The 22849-nt window shown below is 59.0% G+C and carries 23 protein-coding genes; 9 read left to right on the top strand and 14 right to left on the bottom strand.

Going from position 1 to position 22849, the window contains the following annotated elements; genetic code table 11:
* Nucleotides 1-182: 182 nt before the first annotated feature.
* Entirely contained in the window at nt 183-2063 is a 1881-nt protein-coding gene (locus tag NW858_RS00600; protein WP_414519312.1) for a hypothetical protein, read from the bottom strand.
* A gap of 25 nt (nt 2064-2088) precedes the next feature.
* On the bottom strand, nt 2089-2565 hold the full coding sequence (locus tag NW858_RS00605; protein WP_414519314.1) for a dynamin family protein: 477 nt from the start codon (nt 2563-2565) through the stop codon (nt 2089-2091).
* Nucleotides 2566-2935: 370 nt separating this feature from the next.
* Between NW858_RS00605 and NW858_RS00610 the strand changes: the two genes are divergently transcribed.
* The gene (locus tag NW858_RS00610; RefSeq protein ID WP_414519316.1) at nt 2936-3523 is read left to right on the top strand and encodes a DUF2518 family protein; all 588 of its coding nucleotides are present in this window, start codon (nt 2936-2938) and stop codon (nt 3521-3523) included.
* Here NW858_RS00610 and NW858_RS00615 read toward each other — a convergent pair.
* Nucleotides 3463-4332: an alpha/beta fold hydrolase gene (locus tag NW858_RS00615; RefSeq protein ID WP_414519318.1), complete on the bottom strand. Its 870-nt coding sequence runs from the start codon at nt 4330-4332 to the stop codon at nt 3463-3465. The two genes, NW858_RS00610 and NW858_RS00615, sit on opposite strands and share 61 nt — an antisense overlap.
* 3 nt (nt 4333-4335) lie before the next feature.
* Nucleotides 4336-5001, bottom strand: a complete 666-nt coding sequence (locus tag NW858_RS00620; protein ID WP_414335883.1) for a Crp/Fnr family transcriptional regulator — start codon at nt 4999-5001, stop codon at nt 4336-4338.
* A 344-nt stretch (nt 5002-5345) separates the two neighbouring features.
* Between NW858_RS00620 and surE the strand changes: the two genes are divergently transcribed.
* Nucleotides 5346-6125: a 5'/3'-nucleotidase SurE gene (surE, locus tag NW858_RS00625; protein ID WP_414519320.1), complete on the top strand. Its 780-nt coding sequence runs from the start codon at nt 5346-5348 to the stop codon at nt 6123-6125.
* Nucleotides 6126-6483: 358 nt separating this feature from the next.
* Here the strand turns inward: surE and NW858_RS00630 are convergent, their stop codons facing one another.
* The 3 genes from NW858_RS00630 to crtE form a co-directional block, all read right to left on the bottom strand.
* A complete protein-coding gene (locus tag NW858_RS00630) occupies nt 6484-7083 on the bottom strand; it encodes a hypothetical protein (RefSeq protein WP_414335757.1) in 600 nt (199 codons plus the stop codon).
* A gap of 42 nt (nt 7084-7125) precedes the next feature.
* Nucleotides 7126-7587 carry a divergent PAP2 family protein gene (locus NW858_RS00635; RefSeq protein ID WP_414335755.1) on the bottom strand — a complete coding sequence of 154 codons (462 nt, stop codon included), beginning with the start codon at nt 7585-7587 and terminating at the stop codon, nt 7126-7128.
* 83 nt (nt 7588-7670) lie between these two features.
* A complete protein-coding gene (gene crtE, locus NW858_RS00640) occupies nt 7671-8564 on the bottom strand; it encodes a geranylgeranyl diphosphate synthase CrtE (protein ID WP_414335754.1) in 894 nt (297 codons plus the stop codon).
* Between the two features lie 230 nt (nt 8565-8794).
* Between crtE and hemE the strand changes: the two genes are divergently transcribed.
* Both hemE and NW858_RS00650 read left to right on the top strand, forming a co-directional pair.
* A complete protein-coding gene (hemE, locus tag NW858_RS00645) occupies nt 8795-9862 on the top strand; it encodes a uroporphyrinogen decarboxylase (protein ID WP_414349087.1) in 1068 nt (355 codons plus the stop codon).
* A 61-nt stretch (nt 9863-9923) separates the two neighbouring features.
* Nucleotides 9924-10907, top strand: a complete 984-nt coding sequence (locus tag NW858_RS00650) for a glycosyltransferase family 2 protein (protein WP_414338203.1) — start codon at nt 9924-9926, stop codon at nt 10905-10907.
* On the opposite strand, the gene NW858_RS00655 is transcribed toward NW858_RS00650, so the two are convergent.
* Nucleotides 10862-11719, bottom strand: coding sequence for an inositol monophosphatase family protein (locus NW858_RS00655; RefSeq protein WP_414519323.1), 858 nt, complete (start codon nt 11717-11719; stop codon nt 10862-10864). The two genes, NW858_RS00650 and NW858_RS00655, sit on opposite strands and share 46 nt — an antisense overlap.
* 141 nt (nt 11720-11860) lie before the next feature.
* On the opposite strand from NW858_RS00655, the gene NW858_RS00660 reads away from it, so the two are divergent.
* Both NW858_RS00660 and NW858_RS00665 read left to right on the top strand, forming a co-directional pair.
* Nucleotides 11861-13765: a protein kinase domain-containing protein gene (locus NW858_RS00660; RefSeq protein ID WP_414519325.1), complete on the top strand. Its 1905-nt coding sequence runs from the start codon at nt 11861-11863 to the stop codon at nt 13763-13765.
* 486 nt (nt 13766-14251) lie between these two features.
* Nucleotides 14252-14776 (top strand): YIP1 family protein, encoded by a 525-nt coding sequence (locus tag NW858_RS00665; protein WP_414332949.1) that lies wholly within the window; start codon nt 14252-14254, stop codon nt 14774-14776.
* Nucleotides 14777-14820: 44 nt separating this feature from the next.
* Here the strand turns inward: NW858_RS00665 and NW858_RS00670 are convergent, their stop codons facing one another.
* The 4 genes from NW858_RS00670 to NW858_RS00685 form a co-directional block, all read right to left on the bottom strand.
* Complete coding sequence (locus NW858_RS00670; protein ID WP_414519327.1) at nt 14821-15048, bottom strand: indolepyruvate ferredoxin oxidoreductase subunit alpha; 228 nt, start codon at nt 15046-15048, stop codon at nt 14821-14823.
* A 118-nt stretch (nt 15049-15166) separates the two neighbouring features.
* The gene (mreD, locus tag NW858_RS00675; RefSeq protein ID WP_414519329.1) at nt 15167-15799 is read right to left on the bottom strand and encodes a rod shape-determining protein MreD; all 633 of its coding nucleotides are present in this window, start codon (nt 15797-15799) and stop codon (nt 15167-15169) included.
* Nucleotides 15777-16493 carry a rod shape-determining protein MreC gene (gene mreC / locus NW858_RS00680; RefSeq protein WP_414332944.1) on the bottom strand — a complete coding sequence of 239 codons (717 nt, stop codon included), beginning with the start codon at nt 16491-16493 and terminating at the stop codon, nt 15777-15779. Before mreC ends, mreD begins: the two co-directional genes overlap by 23 nt.
* 94 nt (nt 16494-16587) lie before the next feature.
* A complete protein-coding gene (locus NW858_RS00685; RefSeq protein WP_414332942.1) occupies nt 16588-17616 on the bottom strand; it encodes a rod shape-determining protein in 1029 nt (342 codons plus the stop codon).
* 170 nt (nt 17617-17786) lie between these two features.
* Here NW858_RS00685 and NW858_RS00690 point away from each other — a divergent pair, with 170 nt between their 5' ends.
* Nucleotides 17787-19130: a CCA tRNA nucleotidyltransferase gene (locus NW858_RS00690; RefSeq protein ID WP_414332940.1), complete on the top strand. Its 1344-nt coding sequence runs from the start codon at nt 17787-17789 to the stop codon at nt 19128-19130.
* On the opposite strand, the gene NW858_RS00695 is transcribed toward NW858_RS00690, so the two are convergent.
* The gene (locus NW858_RS00695; RefSeq protein ID WP_414332939.1) at nt 19127-19852 is read right to left on the bottom strand and encodes a response regulator; all 726 of its coding nucleotides are present in this window, start codon (nt 19850-19852) and stop codon (nt 19127-19129) included. The genes NW858_RS00690 and NW858_RS00695 overlap by 4 nt on opposite strands.
* A gap of 503 nt (nt 19853-20355) precedes the next feature.
* Here NW858_RS00695 and NW858_RS00700 point away from each other — a divergent pair.
* A complete protein-coding gene (locus NW858_RS00700; RefSeq protein ID WP_414332937.1) occupies nt 20356-20826 on the top strand; it encodes a photosystem I reaction center protein subunit XI in 471 nt (156 codons plus the stop codon).
* Nucleotides 20827-20864: 38 nt separating this feature from the next.
* Nucleotides 20865-20978: a photosystem I reaction center subunit VIII gene (locus NW858_RS00705; RefSeq protein WP_011428960.1), complete on the top strand. Its 114-nt coding sequence runs from the start codon at nt 20865-20867 to the stop codon at nt 20976-20978.
* A 447-nt stretch (nt 20979-21425) separates the two neighbouring features.
* Here the strand turns inward: NW858_RS00705 and NW858_RS00710 are convergent, their stop codons facing one another.
* On the bottom strand, nt 21426-22802 hold the full coding sequence (locus NW858_RS00710) for a 1-acyl-sn-glycerol-3-phosphate acyltransferase (protein ID WP_414519331.1): 1377 nt from the start codon (nt 22800-22802) through the stop codon (nt 21426-21428).
* Nucleotides 22803-22849 lie beyond the last annotated feature (47 nt).

Genomic DNA, 22849 nt, shown 5'->3' on the forward strand with positions numbered 1-22849 from the left:
CCAAAGAATGGGTTGGCATTCCCTTCTCTCCTTCCTCTTGAAACCTGTACCCTATTTTAAATTAACAGGCTGTAGCTGCTCCAACAGCAGCCCCTATTGGTCCTCCAATAGCACCACCAGCGATAGCTCCAAGTCCTACAGCAGCTAATTTAGCAAGAAGCTCTCCCTGCTCTTTGTTATTCTCACTCATCATTCCCACTCCCTAAGCAAGACAAAGATTGAACAAAACTTTCAATTGCATTCTTCCTATTCTCCAGATCTTCGGCTATAGCTACTGCTTGGTTAAAGTTCTCTTCAATCCGCCTTCTTTGCTCATCTAGCTCACCCATAGAAAGGTCAAGTGCTTTTCTAACCAATTTTTGAGTAGCCTCTCTTAGTTCTTCCATGTAACCTATGATCCATTCTTTCAGAACTTGCCACAATTTTCGCTTACCAGCATCTGCTCCGCTTGACCACTCCTCAGCCATCTTATCGAAGCTGGGTACAATTAGCTGTTGATAGAACTCCGTCCCAACTTTAGCTATCTTGTACTCCTTGCCTCCAAAGCAAGATCTAGGCTCCTCGACTATTGTAGTTTTGTCCTTCTTTGTAGTCTCTATCTTTGCTCTTTTATTAAAGAGAAAGACATCTTGCGTAAGGCGCAAGGGCTCGCTTCTCAGCTTAACGCCAGTTTGAATCAATTCCTGGATCCCTAGCTTATCTTCCTCAGAGACTGTGAGGATTTCTTCAACGGCTCCAATAAGGTTTGCAATAAGCTGAGAGATCAATGAGTTCGCAAATCTCTCAAAAGTTTGAGCCTTCGCCTGTAACAGAAACTCGGCCCTATGTTCGAGAGCGTCCCTAACCGATTGGTAGAGAGCTAAAACAGCGCGCTCAGCTCTTTCTATCTTCTCATGAGGCTTTTTGGTTTTCTCCTCAACAGGTACTCTCAGAATCAGGCTGTCTCCCTGACACTCACAATCCCTCAACGTTCTGAGTGTCATGTCGCAAGATCTAGCAACGAGGTTGGCAATGTGAGCAGGGATCACTTCTTTCAGAGAATCTTCTAGCGGATAAACACCAATTTCTTGCTTGAGTGCATCTCGAACTGGAGCAATGATTTTATTAATCAAATCTTTAACTTGCTCGTCCACAAAGTCAATAAAATCGGGAAACCCCTGCCAGCCCTTCTTTCTGGCTTCCTCCTCAAGCTTTGATAGGGACTCAGGAGTGCCACTAGCACTGGCAACTTGGTTGAGTAAGTCTGTAATGTCAGCGATAAACGATTGGGCAACTTGATTGATTGCTTCCTTGCATTGCTCTTGTCTCTCTTGAATATATTTTCTTTGCCTATCTACTTCCTCTAGCGTCTGAATTCGTCTTGTATTGATTATGACATCTAGGGCACTGCTAATCTCTCTAGCTGAGTTGATCACTTGTAGCACTGCCGGGAGAATAACAACTCTTGCAGTGTCTGCTTGAATCCTTTCTCGCAATGCTCTCCATAGCAAGTTGCCGCCGCTCCACTCTCGGATGTAGCCAAGCAAGAGCCTAGTGTCATTGTCAGATATTGCCTGCCCTTCCTCGACTTTGTTTTCAAGGTCTGCTATCCAAGACTTCAGCTCCCTATCACCTCTTGTAGAAGCCTTGATGAGATTAGCACAGTCTTCAAAAAGAGCGCTGAGCATCCATTGTTTAGTACTGGGATCCACATCCGATCCTTCGGAAGAGTTGGCTCCCCAGGCACATTGGGCATAGAAGAGCGCCTTAGCAGAGAGCGGAATGATAAAAGGCAGCTCTGGAAGATCCAGAATCTCCTTAATTTCCTCTCTCAGCTCCTCGACCTTTTGCTCTAGAGGGTTGTCGGTTTGATTTCGCATGTCAACCCTATTGAGCAAGAAAATCATCAAGCTGGTTTGACCTCGGAGAAACTCCACAACATCTTTTAGCTCTCTCAAGAGGGCTTCTCGTCTTTGCCAATCTGTCTGAGAGTAATCCAGTGCAACGAGGCTAAAGCACTTGCTGACATGCTCTTGGATGATCCTGAGGCTTGTTCTATCTTGGATTGAGTTCAGGCCAGGCAAGTCATAAATCTCAACCTGTAAGCCCTCAGGCAGGTTTAATAGAGATGACTACCTCGGTTTTATCTTCCTTCTTCCTCTTCTTTCGCCGCTCTTGGTGGTAAGCCTCCATTGTCAGCTTGAGCCTGCTGTAGATCTCTTCGTCCCTCAGGTCTTCCCACGTGCCGCATTCCCAGGTGGCTCCTTCTGTATTGTGGATAACTAACTTGCTCCGCTCGCCGTGCCTAATCCGCAGGATCCCGGCGCTCATCTCCTGCGCCTCGATAGGCGCGATTTTCCGACCAATGAGAGCGTTGACAATGGTGGACTTACCTGAAGAGGTGGTGCCAATGGTGGCAATCCGGAAGGAGGGCTTCCGTAGGCGGGCAACGGCCTCTTCGTAGACAACCCGAAAGTCCTCCAGCTTCTCCAGCAGCACGGAGTTGCTGACTACCTCGTGGTATTCGTTAACGATCCCAGCGGTGAGGTTGCCGAGGTCAAATAGTGAGTCTCTCGCGGTCTGCAAAGCTACCGAGGGATCCGTAGAATCAAGCCGGTGATGCGCTCCATCAGATAGGGTTGAAGATGACATGCCAACAGTTCTCAAGCCGCTTCGCTGGCATTATATCCATCTTGCTGATACCGTCGTTCGTTTCCTTCGCATTGTTTTCAGCGTTCTTCTTGCCAGCAATGCTCATTCAGTAGCATAAAAAACAGTTCTAAAAGGCACAGAGCTGCCGGCACTTCTGGGATCAGCGAGAGCTGGTTTGGCAGATGGAGTCGCAAGCCTATCTCCTCCCGGCTAGAGCCAGCAAGCAGTTGAGAGGATTGCCAGATTGCTTAAGATGAGACTGCTGAGTCCGAACTCCTTCTCCCTGTAAATGATGGATGGATCCTTGCAATCTTTCTTCGCCTCTGCCACCCAGGTGGGGCTGGGGGTGGCGGGCCTGCTGGCTCTGCTTACCCTGCTGGCCTGGATCCGCAACTGGCCTTGGAAGTTTTCGCTGGTGGGCTACACGGCCTTCACCCTGGTTTTGACGGCGGGCTGTTTTGCCCTCAGTTTGGGGCCGATCTTTCGCTCCCGCATTCCCGGCGCTGCCCCCTACACCACGGTCTATGACCAAGGGGCAGAGCGGGCGGTCATCGCCGTCAGCCCGGACATTACCCCAGAGCACCTGATCCTCACGCTGAAGCAGGCGGCCAGCGATTTGGGATCCCCAGGTCGCTTCTCTACCGGTTCGCCGGTGTTTACTCTGCAGGCCCGCACCGTCATCCATCCTGAGCCGGGCGTCTCCGAGCCCTTACTTTTGGGCACGCTGCAACAGCCGCTGGGGAAACGCCTGCGCACCCCGGAAGAACAGCAGCAGCAGCAGATCCGGCTGGAGGAAGAAGCTTTTGCCCGGCTGCGCAAGCTGGTCCAAGTTCAAGCTGCGGCTTCCCCCGCTGAGGGTGGGTTAGAAGAGCTCCCTTTGTCCCAGTCCTGAGCGCTAAGCCAGCGACGCAGATCCCGTCCTACCTGTTCAGGGATCTCCCACGGGAAGAGGTGGGCCACATCGGGATAGACAATGCAGGTGCACTGGGGTAGAAGGCGGGCGGTGGCCAAGCTGCTAGCGGCGGTGATGTGGCGATCCCGCTCGCCGGCCAGGAGCAACACAGGTAGGCGCAGGTGCTGCAGCTCCCCCTCACGGTTGTAGCCCTGTTGCAGGGCGGTGCGCAAAGCGCGGCGGGCTTGGTGAGAGGTGTGCAGATAGGCAGGCAAAGCTGCCTGGGCCAGATAGCGATAGGCGGTTGGGGTGTGTTGCTGGATGAGGTAGCGGTAAAGAGAGCGGCGGCCAAAGGTGTCGATGTTCCAACTCCAGCCGGGCCAAAGCCAGTTGAGCAGCGAAGCAATGCCGGTGTTAAGCTGATCCCAAACGGTGCTGGGGGGATGGTTGCTACGAGGACAGGCGGCGCTGGCTACCAAAACCAAGCCCTTGACCCGCTGCGGCAGGCGCAAGGCCAACTCCAGGGCCAGGATCCCACCCAACGACCAGCCCAACACCAGACACTCCTGCCAACCCAGGCAATCCAGCAGCTCCTGCAAGTCCGCCAGGTGAGCCGGCATCTCAAAGGGATCCCGTACCTGCGAACGCCCATAGCCGCGCAGATCCGGCGCCACACAGGGGTGGATCCCCGCCACCGCCTCGGCAAAGACTTCCATGCAGTCAGCATTGCCCGGATGGCCGTGGAGCAGCAGGATGGGCAGGGAAGGGATCCCTTTGCCCCAGGCACGGTAGTAGAGCTGCAGGCCCATAGCTTAGGCGCTAGCCGCCTTTTTGGGCACGGACTGCAGCTTCACCCCGTTGGGAAGGCAAATTAAGTTTTGATCCAGCACCTGCACAAACCCTTTCGAGCGCAGGGATCCCAGCAGGCGAGTGACCGTTACGCGCGTAGCCCCAATGGCGTCCCCAATCTGGGCGTGGGTCAGAGTCCAGGGAAGGTACATCCCCTGCTCACAGGGCTGCCCGTACTCTTCAATCAACAGCGTTAGGAACCCCTTGAGGCGGTCAATGGCACGCCGTTGGCCCAAGTTGCCTAGCCAGAGCAGCTTGCGTTGCAGTTGCTGGCGGAAGCTTTCTTGAATTTTCTGGTGCAAGTAGGGCCACTGCTCCAGATCCTGCCAGTAAAACCACATTACCGTGGTGCGATCGACATGGGTGCAAGCTTTTAGCTCAAAGCGCTCCGGGTTGCTCAGCTCAAAGGGCACGCCGGGCGTGATAAACCCGACAAAAACCTCCCGCCGCTCCGGCGTTTGGCTAACTAGGCGCACCACGCCTTCTTGGGGGATGTAGACCAGGCCCGGACGGGTGGGGATGCGCACGTCCTTGGGAAAAGTGCGACAGCGGTAGTGCTCCTCGGCCCACTGGCAGAGCTCCCGCCATTCCTGAGCCTCCGCTGCCGATGTGATGGAAACTAGGGACATGGGATAGGCTTCCTGTCAATTGAGTAACTAGGTGAACTTTGCCGCCTCTTCCGCTCCATCGAGCCATCAAAAGAGTTTGTAAAGAAAAGGCCAGACCCTAACGGAAGGATAAACCAAGAGGAAGGGAGCTTCGGTAGTAGCTTTACCTTAGCTTCATAATGACACTCAAGATTTATGGAGCAACACCGTGGTTATACGGATGTTGTTTATAAGGCTACGTCTAATGGTAACATACAGAAGCCGCACTCTTCATTTTTTCCTGGCTCCTGGCCGGCTGTGGGCTCAGCAGCAGATAGCATAGTAGGGGCAGCCGGGCTGCTTGGACGCGGTGAGGAGTGGCACCGATGAACATTCTCGTTAGCAACGATGACGGCATCCAGGCGGCAGGGGTGCGGTGTTTAGCGGCAGCGCTGGCTCAGATGGGCGGACACCAGGTGACAGTAGTCTGTCCGGATCGGGAGCGCTCGGCCACCGGCCACGCCTTGACGTTGCACAAACCGCTGCGGGTGGATCCGGTGCAGGAGGGGTTTCCGCCAGAGGTGCAAGCCTGGGCCTGTTCGGGCACACCTTCCGACTGTGTCAAGCTGGGTCTGGACGGGCTATTGGATTATCCTCCCGATTGGGTGATTTCCGGCATCAATCAGGGAGCCAATCTGGGCACCGATGTGCTCTACTCCGGCACCGTCTCAGCGGCCATGGAAGGGCTATTGGAAGGGATCCCCAGCCTGGCGGTGAGCCTGGCCAGCTTTACCCACCAGGATTTTCAGCCGGCGGCCCAGGTGGTGCTGACGCTGCTGGAGAAGCTGAGCCTGAAGCCCCTAGAGAAGCCGCTGCTGTTGAACATCAATGTCCCACCGGTGGCGCTGACGGAGATACGCGGCATGGTCTTGGCCCGCCTGGCCTGGCGCAAGTACACCGATATCTATGAAAAGCGGCTGGATCCGCGCGGCAAGGCCTACTACTGGCTGGCGGGGGAAGTGGTGGAAGAGGGAGTGGATCCCTGTTCCGACGTGCAGGCGGTTGCCCAAGGGTATGTGTCGATTACGCCCCTGCAGCCGGATCTGACGGCCTACACCGCCTTCGACAGCTTGCAGCGGTGGGGAATCTCGGCCTTTGGCTCCTGAGTTGCAAGCTGGTGAGCCGCATACAGCTTCTTCCAGCGTTGTCTACTTCTCTACTGTAATAGTCGTTTCAAACAAGATTAAGACACTTTGCTGCCAGCCCCTCACCCCCAGCCCCTCTCCCAGAGGGAGAGGGGAGCTAGGGCAGCGCGTTCGCGACAGCGTTGCGTAGCAATAATGACATAGAGAAACGTTTCATTGCTGTTTGAAAGGACTATCTCTTGCGTAGGTAGGATCCCGCTTGGCTACAGAACTCCCATGCAAGGGTTGCGATAGTCAGCGGGAGTGTCAAAGCTGAGCTGCGTGTTTTGCCTATGCAGGAGTGCTCATGGAAGGCTGGAGTGTTTGTCAACCATCTCGGCTAGAACAGCAGCGTGCAGAAGCTGGTCAACAGCAACGTCACCGCCGTCAAGAGCAGGCTGAAGCTCCACAGCCACAAGGCAGCAGCCAGCAAAATCCCGATGACCCAGATGAGCAGGGCATTCCAGTAGGGTCGGTTGGGGGCTTTGGAGACGTTGATTTTTTGGAAGAAGGGCAGCAGGATAAACGCCACATCCAACAGCAGCCGCGGCAGCCGCAAGTCCTGGGGCAGGGGCAGATCCCGCACCGCCAGATAGAGCAGCCCCCAGCTCAACAGAAGGGGGATCAACAACAGGTAATTGGATTCGGCCAGCAGCGGTCGCTCCACCACCAGCGGAAACAGAGGGCTGATCCCCCAGCCCAGATAGAGGTAAAAGTCGAACTTCAACAGCGGCTGCAACAGAGGGGGCAGGCTGAGGCGCTGCAGGTGTTGTTGAATCCTATTCCCCTGAGCTCTGACTCTCTGGCCCCCAGATCCACCTTTTCCGGCTGAGGCCGCCCGCCAGCCGCAGTGGTCGCAGTAGGGGGACTTATATCGATAGGCCGGGATCGGCTTGCCACAGGCGGGGCAACGCTGGATCGGACGCGGTTGAGAACTCATGACCATCCGCACTCCTTCTGCTCTAGCATGCCCCAATTGTCGTTAGTTGACTCCCAGGGCAAACGACAAGGTGATACACGCTGCTCCCAAAGCAGCGCCGGCAATAACCTGAACAGGCGTGTGGCCCAGCAACTCCTTCAGGTAAGGTTCTTGGAAACGATCGGCGCCCTTCTCTTCAAACCATTCTTCCAGGAGACGGTTCAGCACCCGCGCCTGCTTGCCGGCGGCCTGGCGGATCCCAGCAGCATCGTACATCACCACCAAAGCAAAAACCACCGTCGCCGCAAACAGCAGGCTGTCCCAGCCTTCCTGGATCCCCACCCCCACCGACAAAGCCGTCACCAGCGCCGCGTGGGAGCTGGGCATCCCCCCCGTCTCCACCAAGACCCGCAGGTCGAGCTTGCCCGACCGCACATAGGCCAGGATCAGCTTCATGGCCTGGGCCAAACCACTGGCCAGCAGAGCAACCCAGAGGACGTGGTTGGCCATCAACTGTTGCAGCATAGAGCTCTCCGGCACCAGAACGCGACCAGGGTCTTTAACAGGGGGACAGGGATCCCATCTGAATCTTGTCCTTTTGTCCTGTCCTAATGCTGACGGCGAGTGATGAAATCTGCCAGGGCCAACAGTGGCTCGGCCCGGGATCCGTAGGGGCGCAACGCCTCCTTGGCCGATTGGATCAGCTCCTCGGCTTTTTGCCGGGAAGCCTCTAGGCCCAACAAGCTGGGGTAGGTGGCTTTGGCGGCAGCTTGATCCTTGCCTGCCGTTTTGCCCAGTTGCTCGCTGGTGGCAGTGATATCCAAAATGTCGTCCACGATCTGAAAAGCCAAGCCAATGTCGCGGGCGTAGTGGCCCAGGCGGGCCAGCAGCTCTTCATCAGCCCCTGCCAGGATCCCGCCTGAGACCACCGAGGCTTCCAGCAGAGCGCCCGTCTTGTGGCTGTGGATGTACTCCAAAGTTTCCAGGGAAATGGCTTTGCCCTCCGACTCCAAATCCACCACCTGGCCCCCCACCAAGCCGGTTGCCGCCGCTGCGTGGCCAATGCGGGCAATGACTTGCAGCACCAACTGCGGCGGTACCCCCTGAGTTTGGCTGGCAATATGCTCAAAGGCAAAAGCCAGCAGCGCATCTCCCGCCAAGATGGCAATGTCTTCGCCGAACACCTTATGGTTGGTGGGTTTGCCGCGGCGAAAATCGTCGTTGTCCATGGCCGGCAGGTCGTCATGGATCAGCGACATGGTGTGGATCATCTCTAGGGCGCAGGCAGTGGGCAGGGCCTGCTCCACGGAGCCGCCGGCCAACTCACAGGCCGCCAGACAGAGGATCGGCCTCAGGCGTTTTCCCCCCGCCAGCAGGCTGTAGCGCATCGCCTCGTAAATGCGCTCCGGATAGGCGGGAACCAGAGCTGCAGAAAGCGCCTCTTCCACCTGTTGCTGACGCCGGCTCAGATAGACTTTCAGGTCAAAGGTTTGGGCAACCAAGCGGGGTTTCCTCTCAACTCGGCAATGGGGGGATCCCTGTCGAGTAGTTCTACAACAGGCTTGCAAGCCGACATTATCTCATGTCCACTCCAGGTCGGGATCCCTGCTTGAGCCGCTAAAACTCTATCTTGATACCCTGCACGCGGCGGCATAGGGGATCCGCAAGCTTGCGCTAGCCGTCCCCCCAATGTCAGGATGCATTAAGGATCTTCAGCCGGCTTGGTCTTCTTATGTCCCACTCATCTGCTCAGCTTGGCGATGGCGACCGTCTGCTGCGGGCGGCCCGTGGGGAGGTGCTGGATCGTCCTCCGGTTTGGATGATGCGCCAGGCGGGGCGCTACATGGCGGTCTACCGTGAGCTGCAGAGCAAATACACCTTCAAGCAGCGCTGCGAGATCCCGGAGCTGGCGATTGAGATCTCGTTGCAGCCGTTTCGCGCCTTTGCCCCCGACGGCGTCATTATGTTCAGCGACATCCTCACCCCCCTTGAGGGCATGGGGATCCCCTTTGAGCTGGTGGAGCAGCAGGGGCCGATCATCGACCCGCCAATCCGCTCCCAGGCCCAAATCGACCAAATCCGTCTCTTAGAGCCGGAAGAAAGCCTGCCCTTTATCAAGACCATACTCAGCACCTTGCGCCGCGAGGTGGAAGGGAAGGCAACGCTGCTGGGCTTTGTCGGCTCCCCCTGGACCTTGGCCTGCTACGCCGTAGAGGGCCGCAGCTCCAAAGATTATGCCCATATCAAGAGCCTGGCCTTCACTCAGCCGCAGATGTTGCATCAGTTGCTGAGCAAGCTGGCGGATAGCATTGCCCGCTACGTGATCTACCAGATCGAGTGCGGTGCCCAGGTGGTGCAGTTGTTTGACACCTGGGCCGGCCAGCTCAGCCCCGGCGATTACGAAGCTTGGGCCTTGCCCTACCAAAAGCAAATTGTGGATCAGGTGAAAGCTCGGTATCCGCAGGTGCCGCTCATTCTCTACATCAACGGCAGCGCCGCTTTGTTGGAGCGGGTGGGCAAAGCTGGCATCGATGTCTTCAGCCTCGATTGGATGAGCGACATGGCCGAGGCCAGGGCCCGCCTGGGATCCCTGGCGGTGCAGGGCAATCTCGACCCGATGGTGTTGCTGGGATCCCCGGAATTCATCCAGCAGCGCACCCTGGAGGTGATTCAAAAGGCGGGACCCCGCGGCCACATCATGAACCTGGGCCACGGCGTGCACCACACCACTCCGGAGGCCAATGTCCATCACTTTTTCGAGACGGTGCGCCAATCGGCAGAGCTGCTCAAAGCTCTCTAGCCGTATAGAAAAACCCCTTGACTCTAGGAGTAGGGTTTGCCTTACGAGCCAGGGATCCCCGGTGTACATCAGCGTCATCATCCCCACCTACAACCGCCGTCCCATCTTGCAGAAATGTCTGCAAGCTTTGGCCCAGCAGCAGCCTGGCCCCTACGACGGCTACGAGGTGGTGGTGGTGGACGACGGCTCCACCGACGGCACGGTGGAATGGCTGCAGAGCCAGCCGCCAGATTTGCCGCCGATAAAGCTTTTGTGCCAAGAACACCGCGGCCCTGCTGCCGCCCGCAACCTGGGGTTTCGCCATGCCCAGGGATCCATCATTGTTTTTATCGACAGCGACCTGGTGGTGGTGGATCATTTCTTGGCCGCTCATGCCCAGATGCTGCGGCGACACGGCGTCAAGGGGGATCCCAGTTCGCTCCAGGAAGCCAAGGTCTTCACCTATGGGCGGGTGATCAACACCTGCAATTTCCAGGATCCCTGCTCCGAGCCCTTCAAGCCCACCGATTTTTCGGCAGCCTTCTTTGCCACCGGCAATGTGGCCATCGCCCGCCATTGGCTGGAGCGGGCTTGTGAAACCCCTGCCGGCCCCTTTGACGAGCGGTTTCACCTCTACGGCTGGGAAGACCTGGAGCTGGGGGTGCGGCTGAAGCACCTGGGCCTGCGCCTGGTCAAGTGCCCCCAGGCCACCGGCTACCACTGGCATCCGCCCTTCGAGCTAGCGCAAATCCCAGCCCTCATCGAGCGGGAGCGGCAGCGGGGCCGCATGGGCATCCTCTTTTACCAAAAGCACCCCACTTGGGCCGTGCGCCTGATGATCCAACTGACGCCTCTGCATCAATGCCTATGGGGCCTGCTGTCGCTGGGGGGCTGGCTGAACGAGAAGCGGCTAGAGCCGCTGCTGCGCTGGTTGATCCGGCAAGGCCGCTCGCAGTTGGCCTTGGAGCTGTGTCGGGTTTGCTTCCTCAACTGGTACAACGTCCAGGCGGTTTACGAGAGCTACAGAGCAATGAAAGCCCGAAATAGCGGGATCCACCTGTCCTGAGCGCTCACCAGCGTCGGATAGGTCAGCCGGCCATAGTCCTTGCCGGGGATCAACGGCCTTCCGGGATCCGGGTCAGCAGGGCCAAGGGGCTCCCAAACGGCGCCGGCCCCCTTGACGATGGCCCACACCGCCGCCACATCCCAGATCTTGGGTGAGCGTTCTACTGCTCCCAAAAGGCTGCCGCTGGCCACCGCCAGCAGGTTGTAGGCAGCGCCCCCCAACATCCGCGCTTTGCAGGGAAATTGCGGGCTAATCCAGTGGCTGCTGCGGGAGCAAAAATTAAACAGTTGGTTGGGGCCGGGTGGGGCGGTGCTGGGGTGGATGGGCCGAGGACGGACGGGATCCCGGTCGTGGCGGATGAGAAAAGCTCCTGCCGGCGCATCGCCCGCAAACTGAGGCCAGTAGCCGTAAAAAGTCTGGCGGATGGGCGGCAGATGCACACAGCCAAACACAGGCACGCCCCAGTGCAACAGCGCCAGCGAGCTGCCCCAGATGGGGATCCCGCGGGCAAAATTGGTGGTGCCATCCAAGGGATCCACCACCCAGCACCACTCTTCCTCCGGGAAAATGTGGTTGGACTCCTCGCTCAGGTAGCCGTGAGCCGGATAGGCCGCGGCAATTGCCTTTTGAAACGTGTCATCTGCCCATTTGTCAGAAGCGGTTACCAAGCTGCCGTCCGCTTTTTCTGTAGAGGAGGCCTGGCCAAAGTCTGCCAAGAGCTGCGATCCGACCTTTGCCGTGGCCTGCAGGGCAAACTCGGTAACCTCCAGCCAGAAGGGGGAGGGAGAGGCGGTTTCACAAAGAGCACCCATGCCCCAATCCTAGCGGGATCCCCAGCTTTTGGGGCGAAAAAGGTTGGCAATGGCAGCGGATCCCTCACAAACAGGTCTTGCGCCCTCAAGCTGACTAGAATCATTTAGGTAAGTCCTCTCCTCGGCTGGCCGTCCTCCTCCATGAACCAGCGCCTCATTGGACAACTGATCGGCAACCGCTACCGACTGACCCACCACATCAGCGAGGGTGGCTACGGCAATGTGTTCGAGGCGGTGGATACCCAGTTGAATGACGAGCCGGTGGCCGTCAAGTTGTTGCGCCCGCCGCCGCCAGACATGGAGCCGGAGTATTACCAGCAACTGCAGCAGCGCTTCCTGGACGAGGCCAGGGTCAGCGCTCTGTTGGGCGAGCACCCCAACATTGTGCAGGTGCGCTCCTATGGCCTCTACCAAAACCAGCCCTACCTGGTGATGGAGTACCTGAATGCCCAACCCTACACCGGCCAGGGGTTGGACTATGTGTTGGCACGGGAAGGCCCCTTGCGCCCAGAGCGGGTGGTGAACTTGGCATTGCAAATTTGCTCGGCCCTGCACCACGCCCACAACTTTCACATGGATCTGGGCAAACACTCGATTCGAGGGGTCATCCACCGCGATATCAAGCCCAGCAACATCTTTGTGCAAAAAGGGCCCGACGGCAAGGAACGGGTCAAGATCCTCGACTTCGGCATTTCCAAGCTCATGGGGGAGACCTCCCGTGGCCTGACGCAAACCGGGTATTTTTTGGGCACGATGGTCTATGCTTCCCCGGAGCAGATGCGGGGAGAGAAGCTGGATGCCCGCTCCGACATCTATTCGCTGGGGGTGGTGCTGTACGAGCTGTTAACCGGTGCCCTGCCCTTCGAGCCGGAGACTGATACCCTGCAGGGCTGGTACCACGTCCACAACTTCCAACAGCCCCGCCCCTTTCAAGACCATCCGCTGCCCCACCCCATCCCTGAGGCTCTGGAAAGGGTGGTGCTGCGTTGCTTGGAGAAAGACCCTGCCCTTCGCCCGGCCACCATGGAGGAGCTGGCCCAGCAGCTCCGAGCCGTCTATGGGGATCAGAGCTCGACTCCCACCTCCTCGGCTCCTCCTCAACAGATTCCTCTTCAGCGGATCCCTGCGGGGTTTGGCCAGCAGGCGGCTGCGTCGGAAGCTGAGGCGGAAAAGCTCCAGCGGGCGGTGCATTTGATCGAGGCAGGCGAATACAAAATGGCCGTCCACCTGCTCAACGAGCTGATCCAGAGCGCCCCCAACGAAGCCCGCTACTATCTGTACCGCGGCCTGGCCCACCAGCGGCAGGGCCATTGGGGCCTTGCCCAGATGGACTATCAAGGAGTGCTGCGGCTGGAGCCGGGTAACCCCTCGGCAGAACAGGGCCTGCGCGAGGTGGAACAGAAAGTTGGGCAAGAAGAACACGTCAGCAGCAAGTCTGCCCCTCACCTGCTGCACAATGGGCCAAGCTTGAGCAATGCGTTGGGCTGGCTCTTGGCCAATGGGGGGGCGGCTGGGATCGGCTACCTGGGGTTGGGGGCACTGGCTCCTGTGCTGGCGGCTTTGGGATCATTGCAAGGGGCAGTGGCCGGGGCCGGCCTTGGCTTGCTGATGGGGCTGCTACAGTGGGTGGTGTTGCGGCGACAGGTCTCTGTGGGGTGGGTGGCGGCCACGCTGCTGGCCACGGCTCTGGGTTGGGCGGCGGCGGATTTCCTGGCTCCCCAGGTGGGGATGGCCATCTCTCCGACGGATCCCTGGCTCCAGAACGCCTTGCGGACGATGGGAGATGTACCGCGCGGCTTGCTGGCGGGGATTGGCGTTGGTGGGCTGCAATGGGCCATCTTGTCTCGGCGCTGGAAAGGTAGCCGGGCTTGGGTCTTGGCGGCAGGGGTAGAAGGGGGAGGGGCAGCCCTGTTGATGGCTTGGCTGCTGGCCGGCACCACCTTGAACCGTTGGCTGCTGCTGAGCGTGGGGCTACTGGCCAACACCCGCCCCCTCAGCGCAAGGGTGCTGTTGAACTTGCGCCGCGTCCCGCCTGTGCAAAACTAACAACAAGCCTCTTAGGGGATCCCGTCCCAATAGTCATTTGAATGTCTCCCTCACCCCCGGCCCCTCTCCCTCTGGGAGAGGGGAGTTAGGGATAGGACAACCTTGCCTAGCAATAACGACGTAGAGAAACGTTTCATTGCCATTTGAAATGGCTCTACAAACTTAACTGCAACCTTCAAGCAGCAAAAAGATCCCCTTTCGAGGATCTTCTTGAGAATACTGTTGCGCCGTTTTACCGTGGTTTTCGACCTGGAAAATCCAGTGTAGGATATCGGGGATGATTGTCGATAGTTTCCAAATCAAGTTTGGCCTACTGCTCTCACATCCACTTCCCATCCTAATTGTCGAAGGGTATCGATCGCAAAAACATAACGGCAGTCACCAACGCCGCAGAATTCTTCGTCGATCATACCGCATTTTTGGGGTGTGCCTGTCAAGTGCTCAGCAAGGGCTTAAGATGAAAGGCAGCTTGACTTTTTGCCGGCCATGCTCAATTCCTGGTTAGACAACATCTACGGCGCCTGGTTTCTGCCGGAGCGCACGTTTCGGGCGTTACGGGAACGGCCTGTTCTCTGGCAAGCCTTTGGGGTGGTGGGGCTGCTTAACATCCTGGAGGTCATTCGCCGCTCCGGAGCAAGCCTGCCGAGCATGGTACTGGCGGTACTGATGGGATCCCTGGGCTGGGTGGGTTTGGCGGCTTTGTTGCAGTTGCTGGCCTTTTGCTTGGGGCGGGCCGCCCCTTCCTTTGCGGCGCTGCTGTGCTTGACGGGGTTTGCCGGTTTGCCGTGGCTGCTACTGGGGCCTGCCCAATCCTTGGGCGGCGTGGCGGGATCCCTGCTGGGCTTTGCAGCACTGCTGTGGTTTGTGGTTTGGCAGGTGCGGGCGGCGGCGGTGGCGCTGGATCTGGAGTGGTGGCGCCTGGTGGGCCTGATCCCCTTGGCTTTCCTAGGAGGGATCCTGGCCCTGAGCTGGCTGACCAGCGGCATTGTGGCCTTGGCTTCTCTGGGCTAGAGGGCCATCAAAGCTTAGCAAGCAGAATGAAGCAGCCCACCAGCCTAGCAGGGCACTCGCTGCAGATGCGGCTTTTCCTCCGGCAAAATCGCGCCTTCTACCGGGCAAACCTGCAAGCAAATGCCACAGTCGATGCAGGCGGCAAAGTCGATCCAGAAGTAGTCGGTGCCTTTGGCATTTTTGCTGTCGCCAGGGTGAATGCAGGCGACGGGGCAGGCCTCCACACAGTCGGCAATGCCTTCGCAAACGTCGGTGACGATGGTATGGGGCATGGATCCCTCCCACTGAATTTGAATCCATCCAATCTCAATGCGGCCAGTTGGCTCAAGATTGCCGGCGGGCCGCAGATGGCTTTGTCATTTTAGGCGAAAACGGGGGTCGGAGCTGAAGCTAGCTCTCTCTTAGGTCTCGCTCTTGAAATTGCCACCAACGGCTGAGGGGCCAATAGAGGGCAGGTGCCCACAGGCTACTTAAAATGGCAGATGTGAGGGCATTGCGTTGATGGTTCCACCAGATGCTCTCCAGAGAACGCTGGCCATCGCCGCCGGTGCTGCTGAGAGACTGCAATCCATCCAGCCAAGTTTGCATTCCTGCTGGATCCAGATTCTCGGATCCCTGCGAGGCCACGAGCCACATCCATTGCAGCGCCATCAGGGTTTCGGCGATCACCACCATACCGAAGACGATCAAGGCCACCGAAATGAAGTCTTCCTGCATGTAGCGTTGTTTTTGCAACTTGGCGGTGAGGATCCCGACTACGGCCAGCCCCAGCGCATGGGTAGGACAAGGGCTGGTCAGCGCATCTTGCAGAAAACCCAGCGTGATCCCGGCAACAGCCCCCTGCCAAGCCTTGCGCCGCACGCTCCAGCACACCACCCAGATCAAGGGCCAATCGGGGGTTAGGCCCGCCAGCTCCAAGCCCGGCCCTCGCCACCAAGGGGCCACCGCTGCCAGCACCCCTGAGAGGGCAGTCACCACCCAATTGAGGCAAGACCCAAGCTTAAGAAGCAGAAGGTTGCGCATAGCGGTAGATCAAGGCCCATTGCAAGAGGCCCAGCGGCGCCGACAGTTCGACAGTGGCTTGAGGAGCAGGGCTGGCGTCCAAGTTGACCGCTCGAACCGTTCCTACCACAACCCCGGCTGGATAAAAGCTGCTGAGGCCCGCGGTCACCACCACATCCCCCACCTCGACTTTGGGAGCCTTGTCGAAAAAGTCCAAAACAGCGCTTTGGGTGCCCGTACCTCGCAAGATGCCCATGTATCGGCTGCGACTCAACATCACCCCGACACGGCTGGTGGGATCGCTGATCAGGAGCACCCGGCTGGTATTGGGAGTAACCGACTCGACTCGCCCGATCAACCCGCCCGGCGCCATGACCACATCTCCCACCCTGACTCCGTGCCGGCTGCCACGGTTGAGGGTGAGCTGTTGCCACCAGTGATCGGCGCTGCGGCCCACCACGGCTGCCGGGATCCCCGCTTGGGGCATTTGCTCGGTAAATTGCAGCAGCCGCTTCAGCTCGCGATTTTGGTACTGCAACTCGGCTACCAGGGCTTGCAGCTCACGGGTGGCAGCCTGGCTGAGCACCGCGGCGGGATCCACAGGCGGACGGGCCGGGGCAGTGATCCAAGTGTACAACTCCACCAACAGGGATCCTTGGGTTTGGCGCAGTCCTAATGCAGCCCCCATCGCTAGAGCAGACAGGAGCAGCCCCAAACCATGGCGCCTCCACCATTGGCGTAGCCGATTCAAGCGATACCTCTCTGACCCACTCGACTCACACCTCAAATCAGGGATGGGAAAAACTCCTCTAGCCCTTGAAGCTGCCGCTCAACACTCGACCCAAGGTTTTAAAATCCTCCAAAACCCGCCCAGTACCCAGCACCACACAACTGAGGGGATCGGGGGCGATGTGAACTAGGATGCCGGTTTCATGGCTGATCAGAGCATCCAGGCCCTTGAGCAACGCTCCCCCTCCGGCCAACATGATGCCGCGGTCGATGATGTCGGCGGCCAACTCCGGCGGCGTGCGCTCCAGGGTGCGCTTAATGGCTTCCACGATCACCGAGAGGGGCTCGGCCATGCTCTCGCGAATCTCGGTGCTTTTCACCGTGACGGTCCGGGGCAGGCCGGAGAGCAGGTGTAACCCGCGCACTTCCATGCTCAGCTCCTCTTGAATCGGGTAAGCAGAGCCGATCTGAATCTTGATCTCTTCAGCGGTGCGCTCCCCAATGGTGAGGTTGTGAACTTTTTTCATGTACTGGATGATGGCTTCGCTCAGCTCATCTCCCGCCACTCGCACCGACTCGCTCAGCACGATCCCCTGTAAACTCAGGACAGCCACCTCGGTGGTGCCGCCGCCGATGTCGATGATCATGTTCCCGGTGGGCTCTTGCACCGGCAGGCCGGCCCCGATCGCTGCTGCCACCGGCTCGTCCACCAAATACACCTCCCGCGAGCCGGCTTGCAGGGCCGCTTCCATTACCGCCCGTCGCTCCACACCGGTTACGCCGCTGGGGATCCCGATCACAATGCGCGGAGCAATCAGGTAGCGGCCCTCGTGCACGCGATGGATGAAGTGTTTGAGCATCATCTCCGCCGTGTCAAAGTCGGCGATCACCCCATCTCGCAGAGGGCGCACCGCCACAATGTTGCCCGGAGTACGGCCCAACATTTTTTTGGCATCTTCCCCCACGGCCAGGGGTTGCTTGGTGTTTTGGTCGATGGCGACCACAGAGGGCTCTTGTAGGACAATGCCTCGCCCAGCCACGTAGACCAGCGTGTTGGCAGTGCCCAAATCAATGCCCATGTCACGGGAAAATCGGCTGAATAGCCCCACGGTCAGTTGCTCCAGTCTTTATTGGGAAGAACCAGCAAGCTCTGGTACCTACTATAGTTCAGTTCCGTAGGAGAATCTCCCTGACACCCACTCTTCTAAGGGGCGGGGGGCCGCGCTTCCTGCCGTTTAAGCTATAAAGTGCTTCACACCGCCGACGCGAACGAGAACGTATGAGCGAAGCCCTGCCATGGCTGCTGGCTTGTTTCCGGAAATGGCTGCCTTTTCCTGAGAAGTGGCTGCCGCCGGAGAGCTATTGGGTAGGGGGATCCCTGCGGGATGCTTACCTGGCTTGGCTGCGGGGCAGGGCCGAGGATGCGGAAGCGCCGGCGGATTTGGATCTGATGTGCGCTGCGGATCCCGTGGGGTGGGCGGCGGGGGTGGCGCGGCGGCTGCGGGCGGGCTTTGTGGTGTTGGATGCCGAGCGGCAGATTGCCCGTATGGTGTTGGCAAAGTTAACTGTGGATGTGGGGCTGCAGGCAGGTCCCACCCCAGAGGCGGATCTGGAGCAGCGGGATTTCACCTGTAATGCCCTGGCCTTGGATCTGCAAAGGGAGCAACTGCTGGATCCCACCGGCGGACGAGCCGATATTCGCCAGGGCCGGATGCGCATGGTACACCCCGACAACCTGAGCGCCGACCCGGTGCGGCTGCTGCGGGCCTACCGCCAGGCGGCCCAACTGGGGTTTGCGCTGGATCCGGCCACCGAGGAGGCGATCCGAGAGCGGGCCCCCCTTTTGGCCCAGGTAGCGGCAGAACGGGTGCGAGCAGAGGTGGTGGCCCTGCTGGCAACAGGGATGGCGGGGCTGGCCCACCTGCAGGCGGCGGTGGCGGCGGGGTTGCTGCAGGCTTGGCTGCCCCGCTTGCAAGCGGAGAGTCCGGGCTTCCTTCAAGCTCAAGCGGTGTGGTGGTGGGCCGAGACCTGGCAACGGCAGTATCCCCGCACCCTGGCAGAGCTGGCCCAACCTTTGACGGAAGGTGCCCCGCACCGCTCACGCGAAGGGAGCAGCAGGCTGCTGGCGGCGGTGCTGGCGGCCTTGCTGTGGGATCCGGCGGGAACCCCGGCAGCAGTGGTGGAAACCGAACTGGAACGGCTGCGCTTCAGCCGCGCAGAAATGCGGGCCATCCAAAAGCTGCACCACCTCTTGCCTCAGCTCCAGTCTCTTCTGGCCGACTCCCCCACCCCTGCGCAACAGTGGCGGCTCTATCACCAGGCGGGATCCCTGTTCGGCGGCCTGGCGCTGTTGGCAGCAGCCACGGGCGGCGACCCCCAAAAGCTGGAGTCTTGGCTTCAGCGCTACGAAGATCCCCAGGATCCCTTGGCCCATCTGGTGCCCCTGCTGGATGGCCAGGATCTGGTGGACAGCTTGGGGGCCAAACCCGGCCCCTGGGTAGGTCAGTTGTTGCAAGCCCTGCAAGAGGCGCAGGCTTGGGGGCAGATCCAAACCCGTGCCGAGGCACTCTCCTTTGCCCGCCAGTGGCGTGGGAGAGGCTCTCAAAACACCCCAGAACACTAGCCGAAGCGATAGCCGAAACCGCGCACCGTTACCAAATACTCGGGGTTGCTGGGATCCAGCTCCAACTTTTCCCGCAGCCAGCGGATGTGCACATCCACGGTTTTGCTGTCGCCCATAAAGTCGGATCCCCAGATGCGCTCCAGAAGCTGCTCCCGCGTCCAGACGCGGCGGGGGTTGGACATAAACAGCTCCAACAGACGAAACTCCTTGGGGGAGAAACTGACCTCAACACCCCGCACCAACACGCGACACTCCTGAGTAAACATGCACACATCCCCGTAGCGGAGCACCGTGGCATCGCTGGGGTGGGACTGCTGCTGCCGGCGCAACACCGAGCGACAGCGGGCGATCAGCTCCCGCATGCCGAAGGGCTTGGTCAGGTAGTCGTCGGCGCCAAGCTCCAGGCCCACCACCCGGTCGGTCTCGCTGCTTTTGGCCGTCAGCATCAAAATGGGAAGCGTGTTGCCCTCCCTGCGCAACAGCCGGCAGAGATCCAGGCCGTTCAAGCTGGGCAACATCAGATCCAGGATCATCAAATCCAGCCGCTCCGCCGTATACACCAACTCCAGCGCTTGCCGGCCATCGGCGGCCTGTAAAACTTGATACCCCTGTTCTTCCAAAGCCAGGGCAACTGTCTCCCGAATGGCATCCTCGTCATCCACCACCAACAGGGTCTCCAGAAGGGGAGAGGCTTCCCTAGTTTGAGGGAGTGAACCGGTCATGGAGAGGGTTGCTTGCATACAGAACTCCGTCGCGTCTGCGCGAACGGCCTCACAGGGGAAGAAGGGCAAGTGCCGCTACCTTCAACAGCAGCCCCCCGATAGGATATCAAACTTCTAGGCCAGCCAATGGGGTGAAAAGCTGGGAAGAGAACGGGGGCAGAACGCTTGCCCAGACTCATGAGACGAGGAAGGGGGCTACAAGAGTTCCAAAGCCCCGCAATTCAGGATAATTTAAGGTCAAGGTGAAGCCGTTCGTTCTTCACCACCAGCCGGTGAGTCTAAGCCTTTCTCTTCTCCCCCCGTAAGTTGCGCAGAGCGGCTCGCGTTTGCTGGTGGGTCAGAGCCCGGAAGCAGCGTGGAGCGCCGGGGAAAAGTCTCAAACTGAGGAGCTATCTCTGTGTTAAGTGAGCGTGAACTTTTTTAACGATCCGAGTATGGGTTGCCGAGAGCGTAACTTAAGCCTCGTAGAATGAGTCGCAAAATTCCAGGCAGGACCTTCGGACATGGATTACATTCGCACCTTTAACGACGATCCCTGCGAGGGGCATCTTTCGACGCCTATTAGCGATTCTCCTGTCACCCGTCTGTTTATCAACAATCTCCCCATCAACCGTCCTGGCCTATCGCCGCTGTTGCGGGGGCTGGAGATTGGGTTGGCGCATGGCTATTTCTTGGTGGGGCCGGAAATCGTGGTGGGCCCGCTGCGCGACTATCCTGAGGCGGCCAATTTGGGTGGGCTGGTCACGGCCATGGTGATTGTGTTGCTGGGAACCGCCTGCATGTCTGCGTATGGCAGTGTTACCTTTGGAAACAAGCCGGAAACGCCGGGAGCCAATCCTCTATCTACGGCGCGTGGCTGGGGGGATCTGACGGCAGGATTTTTCTTGGGAGGCATGGGTGGCGTCTTTGCTGCCTACTTCCTGTTGGAGAACTTTGCCGGGATCGACGCCATCTTTCGAGGGTTGGTGAATTAGTTGTCAAGCTTGTCAAGACACTGGAGAGGAGCAAAACCATGACCGGTTCTTACGCTGCTGCTTATCTTCCTTGGATTTTCGTCCCCATTGTCGGTTGGCTGCTTCCGGCAGTAACCATGGCCGTGCTCTTTTTGTACATTGAGCGCGACTAATTTGTTCTAGTCTCAATTGGTCTTAGAAGAGGGATCCCTTCTCTAGGGATCCCTTGCTTTTTGGGCAGACCTTGGCGCAACGGCTGTTTCTATCCCCCCTGCTGTCTTCCCAAAAGCTGGGGCAGCACCCGACCGAGGTTGAGTCTTCTTGCTTTTGGGAAAGGGGAACTTCCAAAGCGTCTCGGCTCCCCTACCACCGCCCTTGATGCTGCCTATGCAATCTAAAAGCAGGAGCTCAAAAAGTTCCGCGAAGACATTGACTACGTCAAAGGAGCAACTGGCCTAGCCATTGCTTATAGATGGTCTTGACACTCCTCCGACTAAAGTCGGCTCTCCCAGGGGGATCCGCCCTCACCCCCAGCCCCTCTCCCTCTGGGAGAGGGGAGCGGGAGAAAGGGCTCCGCATCCCTACCACAGGCAACTGTGCCAGCCAGGCATATTGCTGCTTCAAGAGATCATGCGCTCGAGAGCAAGTTGCAAATCTTGAGTTAGCTCGGCTACTGCCTGTCTGGCTTCCTGGCGGCCTTGGCGGTACTGGCGTTCCCATCGCTGGCTCACCAAGATGGGATCCCCCACCGTAACTTGAACTTCTCGCCAACCCAGGCGAGGCCGGGCCGGGTAGGGATCGCCGCGCAGGCGGGCCAAGACATCAAACAGGATCAGGGCACTTTCTGCCAGCCGCTCAAAAGAAGGCTTACTCAGCAAGTACTCTTCCTGCACGGCCACGCAGCTTTCCACCAGGCGCATGTGCTGTAGGTAGAGGGTGGCCTGCTGGGCTTTCCAGTCGAGCAACCCCCGCTGCAGCGGAGCCAGGGATCCGGGATGTCGCAATTCTTCTCGGTAGATCTGGGTCCAGGCGGCTTCTTCGATGCGGCGGCAACGGCTGTTCCAGTCCCCTTGGGGAGACAGACCAAAGTAGGTCTCGGCTGTCTGCAGCGCCGTGTGGAGCAGCCGTTCCAGGCGGGCGTTGAAAGGCGCCCCAGAAGGAAGAGGGGGAAGGCCGTAAAACGTTTCCATCTGGGCCAGCAGGTGGTGGGCCAGGCCACAGATCCGCTGAGCACAGTGGCGGTTTGCGGAAGGCTTGGGATCCGCCGGCGGCGTCAGGCCACTGAGGCGCTCGAGGTGGCCTAGCAGGCGCTCCAGCTTTTTCCAAGAGGGCTTTAGGTAGCGGTATTGGATCCCGATGGGCACCACAACCACCTTTTCCGAACGACCGGCTTTGGCCAGGTCTTCGGCGCACCAAAAGGCCAGTTGCGCCGTTCCCGGCTCCAGAGGATTGACCCGCTCGCTGTGGCCATTGGTGGCCCCTTCCGGCGCGATCCCAAAAGGAAACTGGCCCTCCAGCAGTAGGCGCCGCGCCGCCGCCAGCGCCAGCCGATCCACCCGCCGTCCCCGATGCACAGGGATCCCGCCCAGGCGAGACAGAAGCCACCCTAGCCACTCGCCACCCCAAAGAGGCATGCCCCGGTCGTAGAGAAAATGGGCGTGAATGGGTTTGCGGAGGGGGATCCCTTGGCGACGGGCAGCCTGGGGCACCAGGCGAGAGAGCACGTAGAGGCCCACCAGGGGGTCATCCACCTCCACATGGCGGAAAGCGAGGATCAGCCGGATCTGGCCCGCCTGAAACTGGTGGTAGAGCTGCGCCAGGGTCTCCACGCCCTTAGCCTCGATTTTGGCAATGCCGGAAGGAAGCCAGGGCCGCACCCTCAGCCGCAACAGCAGCGGCAGGATCCCGTGGACAAGCCGCAGCACCCAGGGCTTGTAGGCCGGCGGGATAAAGTCTAGGGGGGGACGGGCAAAAGAGGGAGGTGGTGGCGAAAACAAGGCTTTTTCTCAAATACTGAATTGCTCAAGCTAGGCCCAATCAAATC

This window comes from Synechococcus sp. H55.10 (assembly GCF_047502715.1).
In the GTDB taxonomy this organism is placed as follows: Bacteria; Cyanobacteriota; Cyanobacteriia; order Thermostichales; family Thermostichaceae; genus Thermostichus.